At 61.7% G+C, this 21,507-nt stretch carries 25 protein-coding genes and 1 pseudogene; 3 read left to right on the forward strand and 23 right to left on the reverse strand.

Annotation, left to right across the window (positions count from 1 at the left end; genetic code table 11):
- A pseudogene (locus VJ604_RS02455) lies at positions 1 to 331 on the forward strand (hypothetical protein); the annotation flags it as partial.
- Positions 332 to 571: 240 nt separating this feature from the next.
- On the opposite strand, the gene VJ604_RS02460 reads toward VJ604_RS02455, so the two are convergent.
- Positions 572 to 1,645 carry a branched-chain amino acid aminotransferase gene (locus VJ604_RS02460; RefSeq protein WP_324079802.1) on the reverse strand — a complete coding sequence of 358 codons (1,074 nt, stop codon included), beginning with the start codon at positions 1,643 to 1,645 and terminating at the stop codon, positions 572 to 574.
- Between the two features lie 424 nt (positions 1,646 to 2,069).
- Here VJ604_RS02460 and rpoH point away from each other — a divergent pair, with 424 nt between their 5' ends.
- On the forward strand, positions 2,070 to 2,927 hold the full coding sequence (rpoH, locus tag VJ604_RS02465) for an RNA polymerase sigma factor RpoH (RefSeq protein WP_324079803.1): 858 nt from the start codon (positions 2,070 to 2,072) through the stop codon (positions 2,925 to 2,927).
- Between the two features lie 114 nt (positions 2,928 to 3,041).
- On the opposite strand, the gene plsY is transcribed toward rpoH, so the two are convergent.
- The 5 genes from plsY to VJ604_RS02490 form a co-directional block, all read right to left on the reverse strand.
- Positions 3,042 to 3,623, reverse strand: a complete 582-nt coding sequence (gene plsY, locus VJ604_RS02470; protein WP_324079804.1) for a glycerol-3-phosphate 1-O-acyltransferase PlsY — start codon at positions 3,621 to 3,623, stop codon at positions 3,042 to 3,044.
- Between the two features lie 128 nt (positions 3,624 to 3,751).
- Positions 3,752 to 4,216 carry a MauE/DoxX family redox-associated membrane protein gene (locus tag VJ604_RS02475; protein ID WP_324079805.1) on the reverse strand — a complete coding sequence of 155 codons (465 nt, stop codon included), beginning with the start codon at positions 4,214 to 4,216 and terminating at the stop codon, positions 3,752 to 3,754.
- The gene (locus VJ604_RS02480; RefSeq protein WP_324079806.1) at positions 4,213 to 4,725 is read right to left on the reverse strand and encodes a rhodanese-like domain-containing protein; all 513 of its coding nucleotides are present in this window, start codon (positions 4,723 to 4,725) and stop codon (positions 4,213 to 4,215) included. Before VJ604_RS02480 ends, VJ604_RS02475 begins: the two co-directional genes overlap by 4 nt.
- Before the next feature lie 118 nt (positions 4,726 to 4,843).
- Complete coding sequence (locus VJ604_RS02485) at positions 4,844 to 5,896, reverse strand: AI-2E family transporter (RefSeq protein ID WP_324079807.1); 1,053 nt, start codon at positions 5,894 to 5,896, stop codon at positions 4,844 to 4,846.
- Positions 5,897 to 6,069: 173 nt separating this feature from the next.
- A complete protein-coding gene (locus tag VJ604_RS02490; protein WP_324079808.1) occupies positions 6,070 to 6,498 on the reverse strand; it encodes a UPF0158 family protein in 429 nt (142 codons plus the stop codon).
- Between the two features lie 109 nt (positions 6,499 to 6,607).
- Here VJ604_RS02490 and VJ604_RS02495 point away from each other — a divergent pair, with 109 nt between their 5' ends.
- A complete protein-coding gene (locus VJ604_RS02495; protein ID WP_324079809.1) occupies positions 6,608 to 7,321 on the forward strand; it encodes a UDP-2,3-diacylglucosamine diphosphatase in 714 nt (237 codons plus the stop codon).
- Here the strand turns inward: VJ604_RS02495 and VJ604_RS02500 are convergent.
- The 17 genes from VJ604_RS02500 to VJ604_RS02580 form a co-directional block, all read right to left on the reverse strand.
- Positions 7,318 to 7,551: a YkgJ family cysteine cluster protein gene (locus VJ604_RS02500; protein WP_324079810.1), complete on the reverse strand. Its 234-nt coding sequence runs from the start codon at positions 7,549 to 7,551 to the stop codon at positions 7,318 to 7,320. The two genes, VJ604_RS02495 and VJ604_RS02500, sit on opposite strands and share 4 nt — an antisense overlap.
- A 2-nt stretch (positions 7,552 to 7,553) precedes the next feature.
- On the reverse strand, positions 7,554 to 8,885 hold the full coding sequence (locus tag VJ604_RS02505; protein WP_324079811.1) for a penicillin-binding transpeptidase domain-containing protein: 1,332 nt from the start codon (positions 8,883 to 8,885) through the stop codon (positions 7,554 to 7,556).
- Between the two features lie 35 nt (positions 8,886 to 8,920).
- A complete protein-coding gene (locus tag VJ604_RS02510) occupies positions 8,921 to 10,273 on the reverse strand; it encodes a YhjD/YihY/BrkB family envelope integrity protein (RefSeq protein ID WP_324079812.1) in 1,353 nt (450 codons plus the stop codon).
- A 229-nt stretch (positions 10,274 to 10,502) separates the two neighbouring features.
- The gene (locus VJ604_RS02515) at positions 10,503 to 10,817 is read right to left on the reverse strand and encodes a YtxH domain-containing protein (RefSeq protein ID WP_324079813.1); all 315 of its coding nucleotides are present in this window, start codon (positions 10,815 to 10,817) and stop codon (positions 10,503 to 10,505) included.
- Between the two features lie 5 nt (positions 10,818 to 10,822).
- The gene (locus VJ604_RS02520) at positions 10,823 to 11,215 is read right to left on the reverse strand and encodes a DUF948 domain-containing protein (RefSeq protein WP_324079814.1); all 393 of its coding nucleotides are present in this window, start codon (positions 11,213 to 11,215) and stop codon (positions 10,823 to 10,825) included.
- 99 nt (positions 11,216 to 11,314) lie between these two features.
- Positions 11,315 to 12,181 (reverse strand): cytochrome c3 family protein, encoded by an 867-nt coding sequence (locus tag VJ604_RS02525; protein WP_324079815.1) that lies wholly within the window; start codon positions 12,179 to 12,181, stop codon positions 11,315 to 11,317.
- 259 nt (positions 12,182 to 12,440) lie between these two features.
- Positions 12,441 to 13,136, reverse strand: a complete 696-nt coding sequence (locus VJ604_RS02530; protein WP_324079816.1) for an amino acid ABC transporter permease — start codon at positions 13,134 to 13,136, stop codon at positions 12,441 to 12,443.
- Between the two features lies 1 nt (position 13,137).
- Positions 13,138 to 13,845, reverse strand: a complete 708-nt coding sequence (locus tag VJ604_RS02535; RefSeq protein ID WP_324079817.1) for an amino acid ABC transporter permease — start codon at positions 13,843 to 13,845, stop codon at positions 13,138 to 13,140.
- A gap of 157 nt (positions 13,846 to 14,002) precedes the next feature.
- Positions 14,003 to 14,821: an ABC transporter substrate-binding protein gene (locus tag VJ604_RS02540; RefSeq protein WP_324079818.1), complete on the reverse strand. Its 819-nt coding sequence runs from the start codon at positions 14,819 to 14,821 to the stop codon at positions 14,003 to 14,005.
- Positions 14,822 to 14,998: 177 nt separating this feature from the next.
- Positions 14,999 to 15,733 carry an amino acid ABC transporter ATP-binding protein gene (locus VJ604_RS02545; RefSeq protein WP_324079819.1) on the reverse strand — a complete coding sequence of 245 codons (735 nt, stop codon included), beginning with the start codon at positions 15,731 to 15,733 and terminating at the stop codon, positions 14,999 to 15,001.
- Between the two features lie 234 nt (positions 15,734 to 15,967).
- Positions 15,968 to 16,810 carry a type II secretion system protein GspN gene (gene gspN / locus VJ604_RS02550; RefSeq protein ID WP_324079820.1) on the reverse strand — a complete coding sequence of 281 codons (843 nt, stop codon included), beginning with the start codon at positions 16,808 to 16,810 and terminating at the stop codon, positions 15,968 to 15,970.
- On the reverse strand, positions 16,807 to 17,361 hold the full coding sequence (locus tag VJ604_RS02555; RefSeq protein WP_324079821.1) for a hypothetical protein: 555 nt from the start codon (positions 17,359 to 17,361) through the stop codon (positions 16,807 to 16,809). Before VJ604_RS02555 ends, gspN begins: the two co-directional genes overlap by 4 nt.
- Complete coding sequence (gene gspL, locus VJ604_RS02560) at positions 17,358 to 18,647, reverse strand: type II secretion system protein GspL (RefSeq protein ID WP_324079822.1); 1,290 nt, start codon at positions 18,645 to 18,647, stop codon at positions 17,358 to 17,360. The genes VJ604_RS02555 and gspL overlap by 4 nt, the downstream gene beginning before the upstream one ends.
- Positions 18,647 to 19,582 (reverse strand): type II secretion system minor pseudopilin GspK, encoded by a 936-nt coding sequence (gspK, locus tag VJ604_RS02565; RefSeq protein WP_324079823.1) that lies wholly within the window; start codon positions 19,580 to 19,582, stop codon positions 18,647 to 18,649. Before gspK ends, gspL begins: the two co-directional genes overlap by 1 nt.
- Complete coding sequence (locus VJ604_RS02570; RefSeq protein ID WP_324079824.1) at positions 19,579 to 20,229, reverse strand: type II secretion system protein GspJ; 651 nt, start codon at positions 20,227 to 20,229, stop codon at positions 19,579 to 19,581. The genes gspK and VJ604_RS02570 overlap by 4 nt, the downstream gene beginning before the upstream one ends.
- Positions 20,216 to 20,590, reverse strand: a complete 375-nt coding sequence (locus tag VJ604_RS02575; protein WP_324079825.1) for a type IV pilus modification PilV family protein — start codon at positions 20,588 to 20,590, stop codon at positions 20,216 to 20,218. The genes VJ604_RS02570 and VJ604_RS02575 overlap by 14 nt, the downstream gene beginning before the upstream one ends.
- Positions 20,587 to 21,147 carry a prepilin-type N-terminal cleavage/methylation domain-containing protein gene (locus tag VJ604_RS02580; RefSeq protein WP_324079826.1) on the reverse strand — a complete coding sequence of 187 codons (561 nt, stop codon included), beginning with the start codon at positions 21,145 to 21,147 and terminating at the stop codon, positions 20,587 to 20,589. The genes VJ604_RS02575 and VJ604_RS02580 overlap by 4 nt, the downstream gene beginning before the upstream one ends.
- Positions 21,148 to 21,507 lie beyond the last annotated feature (360 nt).

A 21,507-nucleotide genomic window follows, 5' to 3' on the forward strand; every position in this document is an offset into this window, starting at 1 on the left:
CTGCGCGGTCAGCTTCTACGTCGACAACAAGCTGCGTCATGGCGTCTGCCTTGCCGTGATCGGCGACGACTTGCTCCTTGAGCACAAAAGAGGGGACAAATGCCTTCTCTTCCTCGGCAAGGTGACCGAGATCGTACCCAGGATCCGCCTGGGCGTCGCCTCCGCCACTATCATCGTCGGTAAGCTGAAGCCCTGCCGCTACCGGTCGGTTCCCAAGAAATGGCTCCAGCAGATGGTGCAGACGGGCCAGAGCTGGAAGGGGATCGAGGGGGACGGCAAGGTCGCCCCGCATCCCTCGGAACTGCTGAGGGGGCAGATGGAGTTGTTTTAGGCTGGTATGGCAGTCGATGTGCAGGCCGAGATGTTGCGGGAATGTGGTTGGGGAGGGTGAAACCGTTCGTGCTGAGCTTGTCGAAGCATGAGCGGCCAACTTGATCGGCTGTAACAGGCCTTGAATGTTCCACTGCCCTTCGACAGGCTCAGGGCGAACGTCCATGAAAAAGAAAGGGCTAAAGGCGAGGAATTTTCCTCCTGCCTTTAGCCCTTTTCAGTTGCCGCGTGTCAGGCGTGACTACTTTATCTTTTTGATCCAGCCGTACTTGTCGGCGATCTTGCCGGTCTGGATGCCGGTCAGCGTGTCGTAGAGCCTCTGTGTGTGCTTGCCGACTCCACCGCCGTTCACTTCCAGGCACTGATCGGTATAGCACAGGGCGCCGACCGGGGTGACCACGGCGGCGGTGCCGCTGCCGAAGGCCTCGGTGATCTTGCCGGTGCGGATGTCGTTCATCAGTTCATGCACGTCGATCCTGCGCTCCTCGACCTTCAGGCCGAACTCCCTGGACAGGGTGAGCACGGAGTCGCGCGTGATCCCCTGCAGGATGGTCCCCTCCAGCGGAGCGGTGACGATGGTGTCCCCGTAGGCGAAGAACATGTTCATGGCGCCCACTTCCTCGATGTAACGCCTGTGGACCCCGTCCAGCCAGAGCACCTGGTCGAATCCCTTCTTCTTGGCCTCCAGGCCTGCCTTGAGAGAGCTTGCGTAGTTGCCGCCGGTCTTGGCCTCGCCGGTGCCGCCGGGGACGGCGCGGACATACTTGTCCTCCACCAGGATCCGCACCGGCTTGAACCCCGCCGAATAGTAGGCGCCGACCGGAGAGAGGATGACGAAGAAGTAGTAGTGATCGGCCGGTTTGACGCCGACATGGGCCTCGATGCCGATCATGGCCGGGCGGATGTAGAGGGAGGTCCCCTCCGAGGTGGGGATCCAGTCCTGCTCCAGGGCCACCAGCTGCTCGATCCCCTTCACGAACAGTTCCTCCGGCACCTCCGGCATGCAGAGGCGCTCGGCGGAGTGGTTGAAACGGCGGGCGTTCATCTCGGGACGGAACAGGGCGATGCTGCCGTCTGCCCACTTGTACGCCTTCAGCCCTTCGAAGATCTCCTGCGCATAGTGGAGGACCATCGCCGCCGGGTCGAGCATGAACGGCTCGTACTTCTTGATGCGGCCGTCGACCCACCCTTCACCGACCTTCCACTCGACCAGCAGCATGCGATCGGTGAAGATCTTGCCGAATCCCAGCTTCGATTCGTCGGTGAACTTGGCCTTTTTCTCCGCTTCGCTCAAAGGTAGTACTTTAATCTCCATTTCCCCAGGACCTCCGCTTTTTCGGCGCAACGCGTCAGTTTTTGTAGACAATTTCGTTTATCACATTAGAGGCGGTGGGGCAAGCAATTTAACCTACACGTAAAGCAGGGGCTTCCGGAGTCGGAAGGACGGGGGGGCTGGGTATCGATGAGTGGAGGATGGAGCGGGTCAAGGTAGGTGTAGCGCCCGTATCGTTGCCGCAGGGTGTGGGTAATGCCGCGGATAATAAGCGGAACGGCGGCGGGATGCCGTATACGGTAAAAACGGAAACATTTCGAGATTCCGACATTTTTTCTGATGGGACACCTCTTGATTTTTCTTTTTGCCATTGCTATATTGTTAGCACTCACAGGAGTAGAGTGCCAAGCCGGCACGGGAAACCGCCGCCGGCGGGCAAAGAAGCATGGATAAGGGAGAAGCGAACGTGACACAGACGATGCCGGTACCCATAGACAATCTTACGCTCTACCTCTCGGAGATTAACCGGTTCCCCCTGCTTTCCGCTGACGAAGAGATGGACCTGGCCTACCGGTTCCGTTCTGAGGGGGACCTCGAAGCGGCTCACCGACTGATCACCTCCAATCTTCGTTTCGTGGTGAAGATCGCCGGAGAGTATCGCTCCTACGGGATGAAGATGCTCGACCTGGTCCAGGAAGGGAACATCGGGTTGATGATGGCGGTGCGCAAGTTCGACCCCTCCAAGGGTGTACGCCTCATCTCCTACGCCGTCTGGTGGATCAGGGCCTACATTCAGAACCATATCATCTCCGCCTGGAGCCTCTTGAAGATCGGCACCACCCAGGCGCAGCGCAAGCTCTTCTTCAAGCTGAACCAGGCCAAGCAGGCCATCATCAACATGACCGGGGAAGGCGACCTGCACGCCACCGCGCTGTCGCTGGACGTGAAGGATTCCGAGGCCCAGGAGATGGAGCAGCGGCTGAGGGGTGAGCTTTCCCTGGACGTCGAGATGGTGGAAGGGGAAGGGGGCACCTTCCTGGAGAGCCTGCCGGATCTGCGCCAGAACCAGGAGGAACTGCTGGCCGACCGCCAGGAGACCGTCCAGCTCGAGCAGAACGTGGCGAACGCGCTGCAGACCCTCAACGAGAAGGAACGCTTCGTCATCGAACAGCGGGTCTCCGCCGACCACCCGATGACCCTGCAGGAGATCGCCGATCACTTCTCCATCTCCAGGGAGAGGGTCCGCCAGATCGAGGAGGGAGCGCTCAAGAAGCTGAAGCGGTTCCTGACCCCGCTGGTCATCTCGCAGGAGGCGACCGCGTAATCCGGAGCACCATCGAAACATGAAAAGGGGCCTCTCCTCAGGAGAAGCCCCTTTTTTATTTCCGTCCCGCAGCACGTTCCCCCCTTGTTAAAGGGGGGGAGGGGGGATTTGCCCTTACGCCTTGAACTTAGACTCGGTGCCGGCCTTCAGGCGGGAGATGTTTTCGCGGTGCCGGAAGATGACGATGGCGGCGATCACCACGGACATCACGATCAGTTCCGGTGCTCCCCCAACCCCCCACACGATGAGCGGGATGCAGGCTGCTGCGGTGATCGAGGCGAGGGAGACGAAGCGCCATTTGTACAGCACGGCTGCGAAGACGCCGACAGCGATCAGCACGGAAAGAGGCGAGGTAGCCAGAAAGACTCCCAGCGCGGTGGCAACACCCTTTCCCCCTTTGAAGCCGAGGAAGACGGTGTAGACGTGCCCGAGAAAGGCGGCTAGGCCGATGGCGGCGATCCAGAGGATGGGGAGGCCGACGGCCTTGGCTATCACCACCGGGATGACCCCCTTCAGGCAATCGCCCACCAGGGTCATGATGCCGAGTTTGCGGCCGACGGTGCGATAGACGTTGGTGGCGCCGATATTGCCGCTGCCGGCTTCCCGTATGTTGACGCCCAGCGCGCGGGCCAGCAGCAGTCCGGTGGGCACCGAACCAAGCAGGTAGGCCGCAACCAGCAGTACATACTCTTTCAAATAAAACTCCCTGCACTTAATGAGTAGATCGCGGCATATTAGCGCATTTCGGAGGAAACTGCAAGGCAGGGGGTGCGTTTGATGGGGAACTCAGCGCTGCTGGCGGGGAGGAGGACGACGCCAGCGCCTTATCCCTCTCCCTCTGCCAGAGCTGAAGGAGGGGGGGAGGAGATACCTTTACGGTGCTCGGTTTTCAGCACCACCGCGGCCATGGCGAGGAAGACCAGGTCTCTCAACAGGGCAAGCCAGGGCGAGGTTTTGGCCCCCCCTTGCTTGAAGCAGCCGCAGTCGATGTCGAGCCCACGCGCGATAGCCGAGGCCAGGGCGCCGATAAAAACCAGGTTCAAAAGACCGATGATGACCGCTCCCCCCTTGACCCGGTAACCGACTACCAAAAGTACGCCGCAGATCAGCTCAAGGAATGGAAGGGTGGCTGCGGTGAGGTAGCTCGCGAAGTAGGGGAGTATCTTGTAGGCGGCGATGCTGCCGGCGAAGCCGACGGGGTCAGCGATCTTGACGAGGGCGGCGTAGATGAAGATGCCGCCCAGGGCGATCCTCACTGCGGCAGGTATGTGGCGCTTTGCTCTGCTCATACTCCCCCCGTCGCTACCGGGTAGCCGGCATCGCGCCACTCGGGGAATCCGCCTTCATAGACATAGACCGAGGTATATCCGGCCTTCATCAGGATCTTGGCCAGTTCCATGCTGTCGTGGCAGGAGAATCCGTTGCAGTAGGCGATGATGGTTGCATCCCTGGCGAACTTGCCGGCCAGGGCGGCGGGGGCCTTCTTGGCGTCTTCCAGCGGCAGCAGGATGGCGCCGGCGATGTGTCCCTGTGCGAAGAATACTTTGCTGCGGGCATCGACGACGACCGCCTCCTTGGCGTCGTGCATCTGCTTGACTTGGGCGATGGGGATCGGCATGGGGAGCAGTTCCTCACCGGCCGGTGCCGCGGTTGCCTCTGTCCGTGCCTCCGCCTGCTGGGTGAGGCCGCCATGCCAGGCATTGGTCAACAGGGTCCGGTTCCAGGCTACCCCGGCCAGCGCAGAGACGACGACTATCAGGCAGATTTCCAACAGTGTCGAGTGCCACAGTTTCTTCACGGTGGTCCTCCAAATAGAGTGCTTTGTATTATTTTAAGGAAAATCACCCCTGCCTGTCAAATCACACCTACCACCAGTTCCGTAAGGCCGCGGGCGTTGCTTCTTCACCGGCTTTTTTTCAGGCACCCTCCCGGTCTTTGAAATCGCCCCGCTCGATGGAGAGGGCGAAGATCTTGGCGGCAGCGGCGACCGGGATGGCGAGCAGTATCCCCCAGAATCCGATCAGCTCTCCCAGCGCCATGACCATGATGATGGTCAGCAGCGGGTTGAGATCCATCGATCGCTTGAAGACGAGCGGCTTCACCAGGTATCCCTCGAGGAAGTAGATCACCGCGAAAACGGCCACCACCTTGAAGATCGCCACGCCGCTGTGGAACTTCACGTAGGCGAAGAAGATGGGGGGGATGGTGGCCAGGATGACGCCGATGAAGGGGAGTACGGAGGCGAGGCCGGCGAAGATCCCGTTGAACAGGGGATAGTCGACGTCTAGCAGCAGCAGCGAAATGCTGACGAGACCGGCGACGATCAGGGAGATGACCATCTGGCCTCTCAGGTAGCCGCCGATGCTCTCGTTTACCTCGTGGCCGATCTCCAGAAGGACCGTGCGGCGCTTGGCCGGCAGCCAGGCCGCCAGGGTCTTCTTGATCTCGTTTTTGTAGTAGAGCATGAAGAAGACCAGGATCGGGGAGAGGACCAGGTTGAACAGGTTGAAAACCATCCTCTCGGCGGCGGAGTAGAAGCCGGCCCCCACTCCCGCCACTACCTTGTTGGTCCCCTCCACCAGGTTGTCCACTGCCCAGCTCCACTCCTCGCCGCCGTAGAGCGGTTCGAAGTTCCCCTGCACTTCCTGCATGATCCGCTTGGCCTCCTGGATGTAGAGCGGGAGCTTGGGGGTGAGCGTCTGCCAGCGCAAGATCAAAAACGGCACGAAATAGGAGAAGAAGAATATGGAGAAGAGCGTGAGCACCAGGTAGAGGGCCACGATGGCCTGGGCCCGGGTGAGCCGCTTGCGCTCCAGGAACACCACGAAGGGATCCAGCAGATAGGCGATCACGAAGGAGAGGAGAAAGCAGGAGACGGTGTGCCGCAAGGCGTGCCCGGCTGCGAAGAGGGCGGCTCCGATGACGAGGATGAGCAGGGCGCGGTTGGCGGTGGTGGCTTGTGAAAGCATAGGGGCTGCTCCAAAAACCCATCCTCACCCTGTCCCTCCCCTTGAAGGGAAGGGGACGCTGGTGCGCCCTCGATGGTCATTGCGGAGGGCCCCGCCGGTTTTGCGCTTGGCAAAAGGCAGGCTGAGGTGGGGCTGCTTTAGAGGAAAACGTGAAGCTGATGACGGTGCAGCAATTATTTGGGCGGGTAGATGTCGTGCTCCTCCAGCCATTTGCCGGCCCGTTCGTTGATGAGTTCCTCCCGCACCGCCTGGAAGCGCTCCTGCTCCTCCGGATAGAAGGAGAGTATCTCGCTCAGGCTGCCGTGGGAGTGGGTGCCGACGAAGGCCCGCACCAGCATGTTCTTGAGGCCGGAATTGTTGATCCCCTGGATGAAAGCGTGGATAAACTGGCGCTCCTGGCTGTAATCGAAGGGGGGGATCTCCAGGTAACGTTCGTCGCGAGCCTCGACCTCGTCCCAGAAAAGGTCGTCGTCGTAATCAGTCGGCACAGAAAAGACCTCACCGGTCTCCCTGTCCAGAAAAAAGATCAGCTCGGGATCTCCGTTTTCGAACGCCTGCATCAGGTCTTCCCAGACGATCTCCAGATTACGCATGGCCTGCATCGATGCCCCTTTGTTCATATACCGAAAACCCACCCTTTGTTGCACGGAGGGGGGAGGCCGCCAATCTTTTGTCGTTGGCCTCCGCTCCATTTTTGTATATATTGCGCGAATGCGCAAGATTTTCATCGCTGATGCCCACCTGAGAAGCCCGGAAGACGCCAATTACCGCACCCTGGTACGTTTTCTCGAAGGGCTCCCGACCGACACAGAGTCCCTCTACCTCCTGGGCGACGTCTTCGAATTCTGGATAGGCAATCCCGATCCGGTCTACAGCCAGTACCGTGAAATCATCGACTGCCTGAGGAGGCTCAGGGGGCGCGGGGTGAAGATCGTCTACTTCGAGGGGAACCACGATTTCCACCTGGACGGCTTCTTCAGTAAACAGCTGCAGGCGGAGGTCTACAGGGCGGGGGCGGAGGTCGAGATCGGGGGGCAGAAGGTCTATCTTTGCCATGGCGACCAGATCAACCGCGAAGACTACCGCTACCGTGCCTTCCGCTTCCTGTTCCACAGCCCGCTCATCAAGGCGCTGATCCCGATTTTCTCCCGGCGGCTGGCCGCCCAAACCGCCTCCACCCTTTCGCGGCGAAGCAGCCGGCAGCACGCGGCCAGGCGGGCGCGCTGGGACTACCGTGTCATTCTCGAGTCGTTCGCCCGCGACCGGTTCGCGGCAGGCTGCCAGGTGGTCATCACCGGGCACTACCACCTTCCCATCTTCAAGCGGGAGCAAGGCCATCTCTTCATAGCCTTGGGCGACTGGATCACCCAGTTCTCCTATGCCCAGTGGCTGGACGGCGAATTCACGCTGGAGCGTTTCGACTAAGGCTTTAGTTCGAAGAGCTTCAGGTAGGCCGCCACCCGCTCCTCCAGGGTCGGTGCGGCGATTGCCGCGCAGATCTCATCCGGGCGGTAGCCGCGGCAGACAGCGGGACGGTCGGCATAGATGCCGCACTGCAACCCATCCGAGAGGTGTACGCAGCGCTTCCCAACTCCCTTCCCCAGGGTGCTGATGTCCGGCGCCACGCAGCAGGTCCCGCAACGCAGACATCCCATGATTACTTGAAGAAGGCTTCCAGCGCCTGTTCGCCCACCGAGGTCGCCTTGATGCGCCACTTGTTCTGGTTGATGACCAGGGCGGCCAGCGCGATCTGGGGGTCCTCCATCGGGGCGTAGGCCGCAAACCAGCTGTAGTGGCCGGCCGGATCCTTGCCGTCGATGGAGCCGGTCTTGGCGGCCACCCGCAGCGAGGCGAGCATCGGGCGCCCGCGCCGGTCATGGAAGGCCTTGCGGGAGGTCCCGCTCTGCACGGTGGTGGAGAGCATGCGGGCCAGGGAGGCGGCCGTCTCCGGAGTGGTCACCGTCCTGAGCGGCTGGGGCTTTTGGGCGAAGACAACGGTCCCCTTCTGGTCGACGATCTCCTTGGCCAGCGAGGGGGCCATCATCACCCCGCGGTTGGCCACGGTGGCCATGATGGAGGCGGCGTGGAAGGGGGATATCTTCACCTCGTGGTTGAGACCGGCCCCCATCAGCATCAGTTGGTCGACGCTGCCCGGCGGCGGGGCCGGGGCGGCGCTGGGAACCACCGGTGAGCCGGGGAAGATGCTCTGGTTGAAGCCGTAGCGGTCGGCGTAGAAGATCAGCGGGTCGCGTCCCACCACCTCGCCCGCCAGCCTCCCGAAGACCGGGTTGACCGACTTACCCATGGCGAGCGACAGCGGCATCTGCTGGTTGCCGCGGCCGGGCCTGACGTGCCAACGCTTGGGGCTTTCCGAGGTGAGCTTGCCGTTGAACGCGAAGGGGGTGTCGGGGCCGACCTTCTTCTCCTCCAGGGCCGCGGTGGCGGTCACGATCTTGAACAGCGAGGCCATCGGGTAGGTGTTGTAGAAGGCGCCCTTCTCCCATCCCGGTTGGATCGAGGAGTGCGCCACCGTGGCCAGCACCCGGCCGGTCTTCGGCTCGATGGCGACGAACAGGCCGTAGGGGACCTTGTAGTCGTTCATCAGCTTCTCGACCCGGCGCTGCATCGGCTCGTTGATGGCGTAGACGACCTTGCCGCCCTGGGGAAGCGGAGCGGAGAAGGTGCCGTTCTGGTTGCTTATGTTGGGATAGGCGTCCGCTGCCAGGCGGAAGGCGCTCCAATTATCCAGGTTGTTCAGCTTGATGGGCTGGACGGCAGCCGGCTTGGCGGCGGGGGGGCTGGTCTTGCTTCGGGTGGAACCGAAGATGGAAATGATGGGATAGCTGGCGAGCAGCAGGGCGACCAGCGGGAGGATGATGCGCAGCCTCCTGGTCTTCTGAGGTTCGCTCTCCTGCGCCTGATCCCGGAAGGCGTTGCCCGCCGTTGCCCTACGTCGGTGTTGTTTGTGTAAGTCTTTGAAGTCTTGCATAACCCGCTTTTTTTTCCGGTCGTTTAATCGGGTCACTATAAGTCAACTGGTCCCCCTTTGTCAATGTCGGCAGCCCGCTTTTCCTGGCTCTTTTCAGACTCCGCCAGCTCCTGCAGGGTGAGCCCGTTCAGGGCGTCGCTGACCGCACGGTCCACCTTCTCCAGGACCCCCTTCGCCTGCTCTTCCCCGGCTATCTCGCAGGAGGCCCCGTGCCCCCTCAGGGTGATGAGAATTTCGTCCAGCGACAGCTGATTCAGTTCCCGGGCCGGGTAGAAGATGCCGCGGCCATCCTGGGCCTGGACGATGAAGCCGGCGTCCACCAACTGGGCCAGGATCTCGCGCATCACCCGGATCGGCACGTGGAGCCTGACCGCCAGATGCTCGGCAGCCCACCCCGGTTCTCCCCCGTGGAAAGCTGCTGCGATGTGGCGCAGCGCCCCCAGCGCCACCATTTCCCTCATCGCCTGGCTGACGGCGAGGCCGCGGATATCGCGACGGAAGGTGTCGCGGTTCTGGTGTGCCGCCACCACCTCCATCCCGAACAGCACGATGAGCCAGCTGGTGTAGATCCAGACCATCAGGATGGGAAGTGCCGCCAGCGTCCCGTAGATGGCGTTGTAGCGGCTCGCCCCCACCTGGAAGTGGATGTAGAACCACTGGGCGAGCTCCCACAGGGTGCCCGCCAGCACCGCGCCGATCAGGGCCGAACCGTAGCGGACCCGGGTGTTGGGGATCAGGAGGTAGAGCAGGAAGAGCGCGATCCAGACCACCACGTACTGGGTCAGGCTGAGCAGGAAGAGGAAGGCGTCGCCCACGTAGGCGTTTTGCAAGAGCCAGCCCATGATCCGTTCGCTGTGCAGGGTGGTGGCGATGCTGGTGGCGGCCAGCAGTAGCAGCGGGGCGCTGACCAGCACGCTCAGGAAGTCGCTGAATTTGCGGTAGAAGGAGCGGGTCTCGGTGACTCCCCAGATTGAGTTGAAGGCCTCCTCCACGCTGGCCAGCATGGCGACGGAGGTGTAGACCAGGGCGACCATGCCGATGGCTCCCACCGAGCTCATGTTGGTGTTGCCGATGTAGGTGACGATCCGGTTGACCGCCTCCTCGGAGCCGGCGGCCATCTGCTTGATGATCAGCGGGGCCAGCAGGTTCTGGGCGCCCAGTCCCTTGAGCACCGAAAAGGCCAGGGCGAGCAGCGGCACCAGCGACAAAACCGTGGTGAAGGAGAGAGCGGTCGCCCTCAACAGGTTGTTGTTGGCGAAGAAGTTGGAGACGACAAAGGCCAAGGACTGCAGAAAGGCGATCCACTCCCCCTTGCGCCCGCCGATGGCCGCGGGGTCCTTCTCCCACAACCTGTCGAAAAAGCCTTTTTGGCCGGTTGACCTGTCCACAACCCCATCCTCGCTGAAAAAAACGAATAACGATAGTCTTCCGCTGAGCGTTCCTTCTCCTTCAAGGAGAAGGACAGGATGAGGATGGGATCGTCTTTAAGGCTTGATACCCCATCCTCACCCTGTCCTCCCCTTGAAGGGGAGGGAACTCTAAGGTCTTTCTTTGCATTCCGATTGCAACCCCAATAAAAAAAGCCCACCTGAGTGGGCTTTTCGGGGACGCGCTCGCTTAAAGCGCCGCTTTCTGCTTTTCTTTTTCGCGATCCATTGCTTGCTTGCCGGCTTCTATCGCGGAGGTGATGATGTTCTTCTTCTCCAGAACGATTTCCTTGCCGTCCTCGTAGCTGGCCCTGATCTTGTCCTGGGCCTCGTTGGCGTACGTCTTGATCTTGTCCACCGCGTCGTCGGCCATGTCCTTGATCTTGCCGCGCATCTCCTCGCCGGTCTTCGGCGCCAAGAGCAGCGCCGCGCCCACGCCTACCGCAGCGCCGGCCAGGAAGGAAAGCAGCATGGTTCCCGTCCCGATATCCTGATTTTTTGCCATGACAGTCACCCCCTTTTTTTTCTGATAAGTCTATCAGCTATGTACTGCCCTGCAACTCGCGCACCGGCCATCCAGGTGGAAGAGGTGGCGACCACGTCCGACGCGATACCGATTACCCTGTTGATCATCCGGATGTTGTGCCCAGCGTGTCCCAGTTCCTCCAGGAGCAGGTTGACCCCGTCGGCGTTCTCAGCGGTTGCGTGGGTCACTACCTGGATATCGGCGAGGGTGTCGCGAAGTTCCTTGATGAGCGGTTTCAGTTCGACCTGCATCGACTCGGAGACGTCGCGCACGGCGGTGGCGGTCTTCTTGACCTCAAAAAGGACGGGGACCAGGAAAAAGGCCAGTACCACCAGGGTCAATGCAGTCACTACCGACATGATCTGAAGTAAAAGCATGCGATTCTCCGGTGTGTCAATGAATGTGTGAGTGGTTGGAGTGGAGGGGTAAATGAAACGGGGAGACCGGACAGCCGGCCTCCCCGTGGTCAGGAGCTGCTACTTCTTGGCCGGAGCCTTGGCCGGTGCTTTGGCCGGAGCCTTGGCCGGAGCCTTGGCCGGAGCGGCGGCTTCCGGAGCGGTGCTCCAGCGGTTCAGGTCGTGGGCGATGTTGTGGCACTCGCCGCACTTGCTGAACTTGGCCATCATGGCTGCCGGGTGCGGCACGCCGTGGCACTGGGTGCACTTGGGCACGGTCTTGTGCTTGGTCTGGTGGCAGTAGGCGCAGGCGAGCTTGCTGTGCTTGGCCGGGCTGGAGGCCAGCAGGTTGAAGGCGCGCTTGTGGCAGGCTGCGCAGAACTTGGACGGGATGTCCTTGCCGTAGGTCACGTTCTTCGGCTGGTGAGCCTTGTGGCAAGCCGAGCAGTCCTTGGCGGCGATGTCGGCCGAGTGCGACTTGTGGCACTTGGTGCACTCCGGCTTGAAGCCGTGGACGTTGTGGCAGTAGGAGCAGGCCAAAGCGGTGTGCTTGCTCGGGTTCGCGCGCAGCTGCTCGATCTGCTGGGTGTGGCAGGTCAGGCAGGGATCGGTCACGTTATTGCCGAACTTGATTACCTTCGGAGTGTGGGGGTTGGTGTGGCAGCCGAGGCAGTTTGCCAGCTTGAAGTGCGGCTTGCCGGAGTGGCACTGGCTGCACTGCGGGATCGGGTGCTTCACCTTGGGCGGGTGGCCCTGGTGGCAATCCTGGCAGGTGACTTCCGTCTTGTGCTTGCCGCCGTTGGCAGCGATATCCCTGGGCGGAGCCTCGTGACACTTGACGCAGTCCGCGCTGGTAAGCGTTGCTGCAGGCTCAGCGGCTACTGCCATGCCGACAAAGGCCGACAGCATAAGCGCGGAAACCAGGCTGATAACTCTTGCTACTCTCATTTCCCCCTCCTTGGTATGTAATAAATCAAGGTTAATTTAAATAGGGTTTTATATAACGGTTTAGCAGGGTTGTCAACTGTTGCCTGAGGAACACTCTTAATTTTCCGGGATGGTGGACAGGTTGAGTGCTGTCGTGAACAGTGATACATCAATTGCTTAGCGATTGTCGTACAAATCCCTCCTGTGAGCATGTCTTCTCCCGCTGTGTCATCCGCTCTGTCATCAAGGCCTCTGGCTAGTGCAGCTGTGCCAGTATCACCTAGACCGGCTTGCTCCAGGAGAGTTTACGCTCCAGGTACCTGGAGAAGGAGGTGAACGCGTAGCAGATCACGAAGTAGACAGCGGCGATGAAGATGAAGATCTCGGTGGGGTAGGCCATGGTCCGGTTGTTGACCTGGGTCGCCACGTGGGTCAGTTCCGAAACCCCCACGATGAAGGCGAGCGAGGTGTCCTTGATCAAGGAGACGAACTGGTTCACGAAGGAGGGGATCATGTTCCTGAGCCCCTGGGGGAGCACGATGTAGAGCATCGCCTGCCAGGGCTTGAGCCCGGTGGAGAGGGCCGCCTCGGTTTGACCCTTGGGGATGCCCTGGATGCCGGCCCGCACGATCTGCGACATGTAGGCCGAGGTGAACAGGGTGAGTCCCATGATGACCGTATAGCTCTCCGGGGTGGCCTTGCCGGTGAGGAGGGGGAGCAGGAAGTACATCCAGAAGATGACCATCAACAGCGGCAGTCCCCGCACCGCGTTGATGAACAGGGTGACCGGGATCCGGATCATGCGCTGCCGCGAGACGCTCAAAAGCCCCAGGATCAACCCGCCGAACAGCGAGAGCACGCAGGAGACCACCGCCAGGTAGATGGTGAGCCCCAGCCCGCCCAGCGGGCCGTTGGGGTAGCGGCCGATCATGAAGTAAGTGAAGTTGTTGGCTATGACGTGGAAGTCGAAATCCATCTTACACCGCCCGGTGCGGATTCAGGACCCGCCTGTCGTACTGGTGCACGAGCCAGGTGATGCTGACCGAGATGACGAGGTAGACCACCGTCGCCGCCGTGAAGGCCTCGAACCCCTTGAAGGTGTAACTTTCCACCTGGCGGGCCTGGTAGGTGAGCTCGGCGACGCCGATGGTCATGGCGAGCGAGGAGTTCTTGGCCAGGTTGAGGAACTGGTTGACCAGGGGGGGCACCGTGATGCGGACCGCCTGCGGCAGGATGATGTACTGCATCGAGCGGAGGTAGGAGAAGCCGGCGCTGCGGGCGGCCTCCATCTGCTCCTTGGGAATGGAAAGGATGCCGGAGCGGATGTCCTCGGCGATGAAGGCAGAGGTGTAGATGGTGAGGGCGATGACGGCGGCGGCGAATTCGAAGTTGGTGCTGGTCAGCCAGTCGTTCGCCGCCTGGGGGAGTATTTTATAGGAGCCGAAGTACCAGAAGAAGATCTGGACCAGCAAAGGGGTGTTGCGGAAGAACTCAAGGTAGGCCGATGCCACGAAGCGAACAGGCTTGACGTGGCTCATCCGCAGCACCGCGATCAGCAGGCCGAGCAGGAAGGCGAGCACGATGGAGAGCGCGGACAGCTCCAGGGTGACCTTGAGCCCCGAGAGCAGCCAGTCGAAGTACTTGCCGGAGGTGATGATGGACCAGTCGAAGTGGTATTTGAGCACGGCATCCGTCCTCTGTTAGCTCACCAGGAGTTCACTATCTGACTATCATGCACATCCGCAAACACTCCCTCTCCCGGAGGGAGAGGGAGTGCTGGCAGAGGGGGAATTACGTGGTGGGCCGCCCATCCTGGAGAGAGTGGGCGGCCCGGGGAGCGTTTTACTTGTCCGCAGTGATCTTGAAGGTGCGCTTGAGCGGGGTGGAGGTGTTGGGGCCGAACCACTTCTCGAAGATCTTCTTCGCCTCGCCGTTTTTCTCCATCTCGAGCAGGGTCTTGTCGACGAAGTTCACGAAGTTGGTGTCGCCCTTGCGCATGCCGAGGCCGTAGGGCTCGTTGGAGATCTGCAGGTTGGGGATCTCGAACTTCTTCTTGTCCGGCGCCTTGCCGAGGATGCCGGCCAGGATCGATTCGTCGGTGGTGATGGCGGCGACCTTACCCTGCTCCAGGGCCAGGAAGGCCTGCGGGTAGTCGTCGAAGGAGAGCACGGTGGCGGTCGGGATGGCCGCCTTCACGTTTTGCTCGGAGGTGGAGCCTTTGGCGGTGCCGATCTTCTTGCCGGCCAGATCCTTCAGGCTCTTGACCTTTCCCTTGGGGGCGATGAACTTCTGGCCGGTCAGGAAGTAGGTGTAGCTGAAATCGATCTGCTTGGCGCGCTCGGGGTTCTTGGTCATGGTGGCGGCGATCATGTCGATGTTGCCTTCCATGAGCTGCGGCATCCTGCTCGCCGAGGTGACCGGCTTCAGTTCCAGCTTCACGCCCAGCTTCTTGGCGATGTACTTCACGAAGTCGACGTCGTAGCCGACGATCTCGCGGGTTTTCTCATCGATGTAGCCGAAGGGGACCAGGGAGTCCTTGACGCCGACCACCAGCACCCCTTTCTTCTTCACGTCCGCCAGGGTGTCGCCCGCCGCCAGCGCGGCGTGCGCGAAGCTTGCAACCAGGAGCACTGCAGCAAAAAGGGTCATCAGTTTTTTCATCGGTGTTCCTCCTTGTGTATGTAGTGCAGCATGAATACGCTTAACCCCATCCTCACCCTGTCCCTCCCCTTGAAGGGGAGGGGACGTGGAGGGACTTTCCTCGAAGATTCGATTGCCTGCCGCTACAGGTCCCCCCCTTGATAAAGGGCGGGACAGGGGGGATTGCATTGGACTGTATTAGTGCATCGGCGAAAGTAACTGTTTCAGGAACTGCTGGGCCCGCTCGTGCTTGGGGTTCTTGAAGAACTCCTCGGGCCTGGCCTCCTCCAGGATCACCCCGTGGTCCATGAACACGATCCGGTGGGCGACCTCGCGGGCGAAGCCCATCTCATGGGTCACCACCACCATGGTCATCCCGGTCTCGGCGAGCTTCTGCATGACGTCCAGCACCTCCCCGATCATCTCGGGATCGAGGGCGGAGGTCGGCTCGTCGAACAGCATGATGCGCGGCTTCATGGCCAGAGCCCGCGCGATGGCCACCCGCTGCTGTTGCCCACCGGAGAGCTGGGTGGGGTAGGCGTCGCGCTTCTCCGCGAGCCCCACCCTGGCCAAAAGCGTCATGGCCTGCTCTTCCGCTTCCTTTTTAGAAGTCTTGCGGATCTTGATGGGGGCGAGGGTGATATTGGAAAGGACGGAAAGGTGGGGGTAGAGGTTGAACTGCTGGAAGACGAAACCGACCTCGGCGCGCAGCTTGTTGATGTTGGTCTTCTTGTCGCCGAGGTCCATGCCGTCCACGATCAGCTTACCTTCGTTGATCGGCTCCAGCTGGTTGATGGTGCGGATCAGGGTCGACTTGCCGCTGCCGGAGGGGCCGCAGACCACCAGCACCTCACCCGGCTTGACGTGGAGGTTGATGTCGTTTAGCACATGGAGCTTCTTGAACCACTTGTGGACGCCTTGAAACTGGATCATGAGCTGCTGCTCCTGATATATGCCGTTTCCCCTGGGCGGACTTCCCTCACCCCGGCCCTCTTCCTCCTTCGCCTGGAGGCTGCGGCGGACAAGCCCGCAGGGAGAGGGGGAGATTGCGGATGCCGGGAAAAGTAGAGCGGTGACCGCGTTAGACCGGTTGGATGTGCATCTTAATGGAACAGCGTTATCGAATGCAACTCAAAGTTTTGCATGGGCAAACTTTGCAGCAGCTTTTTACATGATGGCTGGATGTGCCAGGGTGCCGTGAATCGGGATGCTGAAGGCCCCGGGTGAGGTCTGGTACTTGGTGAGGAGCAGGAAGACGAACTTCTGCTTTTCGAGGAAGGCAGGCTGCGGCATCATCTCCATGACCAGGTTGAGCGCCGAGGCGCCCAGCGGGGTCGCCAGCATGGTGTCCCCTTTCAACCGGACGTAGATCCCCTCGCCGTCCAAGGTGAAGCTCTTCAACTGGGCACGACCCTTCTCGACGCGCAGCGCCCCCCGTATCTGCCGATAGGAGGCATCGGGAAGCGGCATCGCCCCCAGCTTGACCCCGGCCAGTTCCGCACCCTGCACCGAAAGCTGCAGGTCTCCCTCGGCAAGCTTGTTCCTGGTGGCGATGCTGCCGGTCACGCGCAGCTCACCTTTGACCCTGGCCTCTGCCACCGTGGTGAAGAAGGGGATGTCCTGCAGCCGGATGCCATGGGCGTCCACGCTGAAGCCGGGCGCCCGGCCCAGGGTGACGTCCCCTTGCAGGCTCCCGCCGCTGCCGATCTTCCCGCGGTAGGCGAGCCGCAGCTTGCCTGTCAGAAGCGGCAGCAGCTCCAGGCGGACCCGCGCATCACGCAGGGTGAGCAGCGAGCCTTGGGCGGAAGAGATATCGAGGGTGCCCGCCTTGATGCCGACCGGCAACGCCTTGCCGAAACCGGTGAAGGCGAGCGTGTAGCCGGCGTTGTCGGCGGTCCGCACCAGCGCCCCCTTGATGGCGTCATTGGGAGTGAAGGCAAGGGTCAGCAGCAGGAAGAGGAAGATCCCTGCCGGGATGCCGAGGGCGAGGTAGAGGGGGCGGATCTTCATCGCGACCCCGCCGCTCCCGCCGGGGCCGGCTTGATGAGGGCGACGGTCAGCGAGACGTCGAGCTTGGAGGGATCGTCGAAACGCTGCTTGATGAGCGCCTTCTTGACGGTGACCGGCTGGGCCCCCTTCTCGAGGCGGTAGAGGAGGTTGGCGAGCTCGTTGGCGGTGAGCCCCTCCAGCTTCACGTCGGCGGCGTCCTCCACGTAGCCGGGGATCTCGTCACCCTTGACCGGCTTGATGGAGCTGGATTTCCCCTTGATGCCGATCTGGTCGATGATCTTGGCCGGGGAGTCGTCGGGCTTGATGGCCCCCACCCGGTTGGCCAGGCGCTGGGCCGCGGCGTTGGCGGTGACGTACTGCAGCTTGAGCCGCATCATGTCGGCGAGGTCGGCCTCACGGGCGATCCGCTTTCTCTCCAGGGTCGAGGTCCTGCGGTTGATGGCCGACAGGGCGACCACCACGATCAGGATGACCGCCAGCAGGATGCCCAGGCGCTGCCGGGTCCGGCTCTCCATCCCCTGCAGCATGTCGATCAGTTCCTGCCGGGTCATCGGCTGGCCTCCTTGACGGTCCCGGCGAAGGTGAAGGTGACGCTGCCGTCCGGCCTGGACTTGACCTCGCTCACCTCGGCGGGGTTGAAGAGTTGGGCGGCCCGCCCCTTGAAATCGGTGACCGCCTGCGAGTTCCTGGCATCACCCTTGAGCCGGACGTCGGAGCCGTAGATCTCGGTCTCGTAGATCCCCCCGATGTCGTCCCCCTTGATGTCGGCCAGCTGTTTGAGGACCTTCAGCACGTTGCTGGAGGTCTTGGCCCCCTGCAGCCGTTTGATCTCGGAGCGTACCTCGGCGACCTCGTCCACCGGCTTCTTGCGGCTCGGGAAGATCTCCTTGTAGATGGAGAGGATGGAGGCATCCAGCGACGCCACGTCGCGTCTGGCCAGGTACAACCGGACGCCGCTTTCGGCGAAGAGGAGCAGAACCAGCGAGGCCGCCAGGAGGGCGGTCAGGCGCAGCTTCTTGTAGAGCTTCTGGTTCCCCGCCGTGTAGGCGAGCGGGCCGCGCCGCAGGTTCACGATGCTGCCGTCGGCCACCGCCGCAGCCACCGCGTAGGCGCCCGAGAGGTCGTGGGCGGCATGGGCGTCGTCGCCGAAGGCCTCGGAGAGCCCCGCCGTGGCCTGGGCCAGGGTCTCGCTATCCTTGGCGCTCTTGGCGTGTGAGATGACCTGGTCGACCTGCACCCCCCGCGCCAGTTCCAGCGCCGCCAGCGTCCGGGGAAGTTCCGCCTCGCCGGAGGAGGCGGGAAAGGCCCGGAAGAAGATGGCGGAACCGTCGGTGTAGGCAGCCAGGGCCTCGCCGTCGGTGACCGCCACCGTGCCGGAGCCGAAAGCGAGCTTGTCCCAGTGGAACAGCGAAGCGGTCACCATCTCCGGCTCCAGGCCGACCCCCTTCAACAGCTCGATCTTGGCGATCAGTTCCTTGCTGCGCCCCCAGACCGCCAGGAACTTCCCCCCCGAAAGCGGCAGGGCGTCGAAGGCGAGCCCCTCGGTGTCCAGCGCGGTCTCCCCTTTGAGTTCCAGCGGGAGGAGTTCCCTCACCTTGGCCCGCTCCGCGATGGGGAGCTGCAGCTCCCTCATGAACAGCATGGTGGGGGGAAGCGCCAGGATCACCCGGTGCTCCGAGGCGTTGAAGGAGGCGTCCGAGAGGATGCGGGCGACCTGCTCGTCGCCGTTCTCCAGCAGGTGGCGCTCGGCGGAGAGGAAGCTGACCCCGCCCCGTCTGGGCCGGAAGCGGGCCATGATCAGCTCGCTTCGTTTCAATTGTATGATCAGCAGGTCCATCAATACTCTCTCCAGTAAAGGATCTTCGGGGTGCTCTCGATGCCGGTGACCACCGCCTCCGTCACGCTCACGCTGTCGCCCGCCCTTGCTTCGGAATGGATGCGGTAGACGGTCCCCTGGAAGGTTACGTAGAGCTGGAGGGACTGCGCCAGGGTGCCGATGCCGGGGATGTCGGCCAGGGCAGTGATCGGTTTGGTCTTGCGGTAGTCCAGGATACGTTCCACCAGGTCGCCCCTGGCCAGGCTGTCGTCGAGGGACTCCAGCACCTCTTTGGGCGCCGTGTTGATGTTGATGGCGTTCGAGGTCGCGTTGGGATCGGGACCGTAGACGGTGACGAACGGCTTGAGCTTGCCCATGACCTCCGGCGTGAATCCCTTGACCTGCGCCAACTCCTCCAGGGTGTCCAGCCGGCCGTTGTGGGGCTGGCAGGGGGGCTTCTGGTTCAGGTAGTAGCTCGTCTCGGCGCCGCCGGGTCGTGGTGTGTCGTTGTTGTCGATCCAGTCGGCCAGCGAATCGTAGAGATCCTGCGAGAGCTGCAGCTTGGTCAGCAGGCGGCCCATCGCGAGCTGGTAGAAGTCGTTGGCCTTGCCGTTTGCAAAGGTGGTCGAGTTGAGGTCGAGCTTGCCGCTCTCCTCCTCGATGGTGATGGTCACCGTTCCGGCCTCGGTGGTCTGCGTCTGCGGCTTGGCCCACATCTCGGTCAGTGTGCTGTACTTCCCGGTCCTGCGCAATGCCGAGAACTGCAGGATCTTCATGCCGGCGTCGATCCCCGACTCGGAGAGGATCGAGGCCTGCTGGGAGTCGACGAAGTTGTGGCTGTGGGAGGCGTCAACCACGACCTCGTCCACGAACTCCATAAGCAGTCCCACCAGCAGTGTGGTCACGATCAGGGCGATGACCAGGGCGAAGCCTCTTTCGTTGTTCACCGGCTTCATGACTGGGTCAACCTTACCCGGGCGATGGTGGTCAGCACCTCACCCCCCTTCAGGGTCAGGGTTATCCTTACCACCTTGGGGAGGCCGGTGTTGAAGGTCGGCGCGATGTCCCAGCTTTTTACCCACTTCATACCGTCGTAACACTCCACCAGGAAGCCGTCGATGGAGTCCATGACCGGGTAGGGAGTGCTCTGGTAGTTGGTATCCCAGTACGGATCCCTCTGTTCCCGCATCAGCTTGAGCACCCCTTCCTTTTCCTCCTTCACGAAGTAGCGAACGAGGATGACGTCTGAGGCGGGAGCGCCACTGACGCTGGGCGGCCTGATGGTGCTGAAAAACAGGGTCGAGGTGGGCTTGCCGAAGCTGTCCCTGTCCTCCACTTTGAAGAGCAGCTTGCCCGGGCTGCCGGTGCCACTGCTTTTGTTGTTCACGTTGTTGCTGCTTTTAAAGAAGGAGGAGGCCAGCTCGCTGTGCAGCTTTCCCAGCGTGGTCGACAGTTCGCGGCGTTCCTCCATCTTGTTGCCGCTTTTCTCGCGGGCGGAGACCACCGAGAAGTAGGTGCTGTACATGGCGCCGGCCACCAGGATCAGCAAAGCCAGCGCGACCAGCAATTCTAGCAGGGTAAAACCCTTGTTATTGTTGAGCATTCTGAAGTGAGTATTGCACGAGTGGCAGTTTTTTCTTGTCGTCGTTCCAACTGACCGTGAGGCGGGTGCAGTTGATTCCCGGGATGGGGTTGTCCGGCGTCACCTCGCGCTCCCATTTCAAGTTGGGATGGTCGGGGGCGAAGGTACCCTTGTTGTCGGCCACCTTGGCGAAGTCGGGGTCGTCCAGCTTGGCGCGTCCAACCAGCACGGCGGTGGTCTCTTCGGCATCCTGCCCAACCAGGGAGAGGTGGTGGTTCAGGGTGGTGATGACGGTGAGCAGCACTCCGGCGGTTATCGCCAGCGCGATCATCACCTCCAGCAGGGTAAAGCCCTGCATGTTCAGCAGGCTGCCGCCTTTCATGGCTTCGTCTCCTCCCCGCCTTCCAGCGTCTGGTAGCCGTCCATCACCTTGACCTTGGTGCCGGCAGGGTAGGCGATCACCGTCATCTGCTTGTCACCCGCCTTCAGGTGGATGGTGACCCCCTCCTCGTTGCCACCGGGGCCGAAGACGATGGGGACATCCTTCACCGCCGACTCCGACAGGGTCCCCTGGCTGGGAAGGTTGACATCCTCGATGGTGACCCCCTGCTCCAGCAGCGGGCGGGTGATGAAGTTGTCGTCGGGCGGCAGCTCGTCTCCGGTGCTGGACAGCTTGGCGATCCTTGTGGCGTTGTCGACCAGGTTCAGGTGCAGGACGTACCGGTTCTTGGTGATGATCGCCTGATCGTTCAGGTACCTGATGCCGGTGGCGAGGTTCCTGGCGGAGGTCTTCAACCGGTTCCCCTCGGGGGCCGGCAGGCGCGGGAAGACGATGGCCGCGGCCATGGCGACGATCAGGATGACCACCACCATCTCGATGAGGGTGAAGCCGGCGTCAGCACGCCGCCCCCCAACTCCCTCCCCCTGAGGTCTGCCAATCCCCTCTCCCGAAGGTCCGACAGTTCCCTCTCCCGAAGGGGGAGGGCTAGGGAGGGGGGACCGCCGCCGGAGATGCCGATGATGGTCCCTCAGCTTTCCCGTTTCCCGTTTCCCGCTCGTATGAATCTCCCTGTGGTGCTCCCACACCTTATCACTGATACGAAAAGCCGTTCCCCCTGAGCCTGTCGAAGCCTGTCCTGAGCTTGTCGAAGGGCCTGTAACCCATACGGCTACTTAGAGCCCGGAAAAGTTGGACGTTGTACTTCGACAGGCTCAGCACGAACGTTTCACTGCTCGCCAACCCTTATTCGGCGGAAATAGCTTTCTTATTTAATATCCCAGCTGTTGATGTCGGCGTTG

It is taken from the genome of Geomonas sp. (assembly GCF_035254065.1).
In the GTDB taxonomy this organism is placed as follows: Bacteria; Desulfobacterota; Desulfuromonadia; order Geobacterales; family Geobacteraceae; genus Geomonas.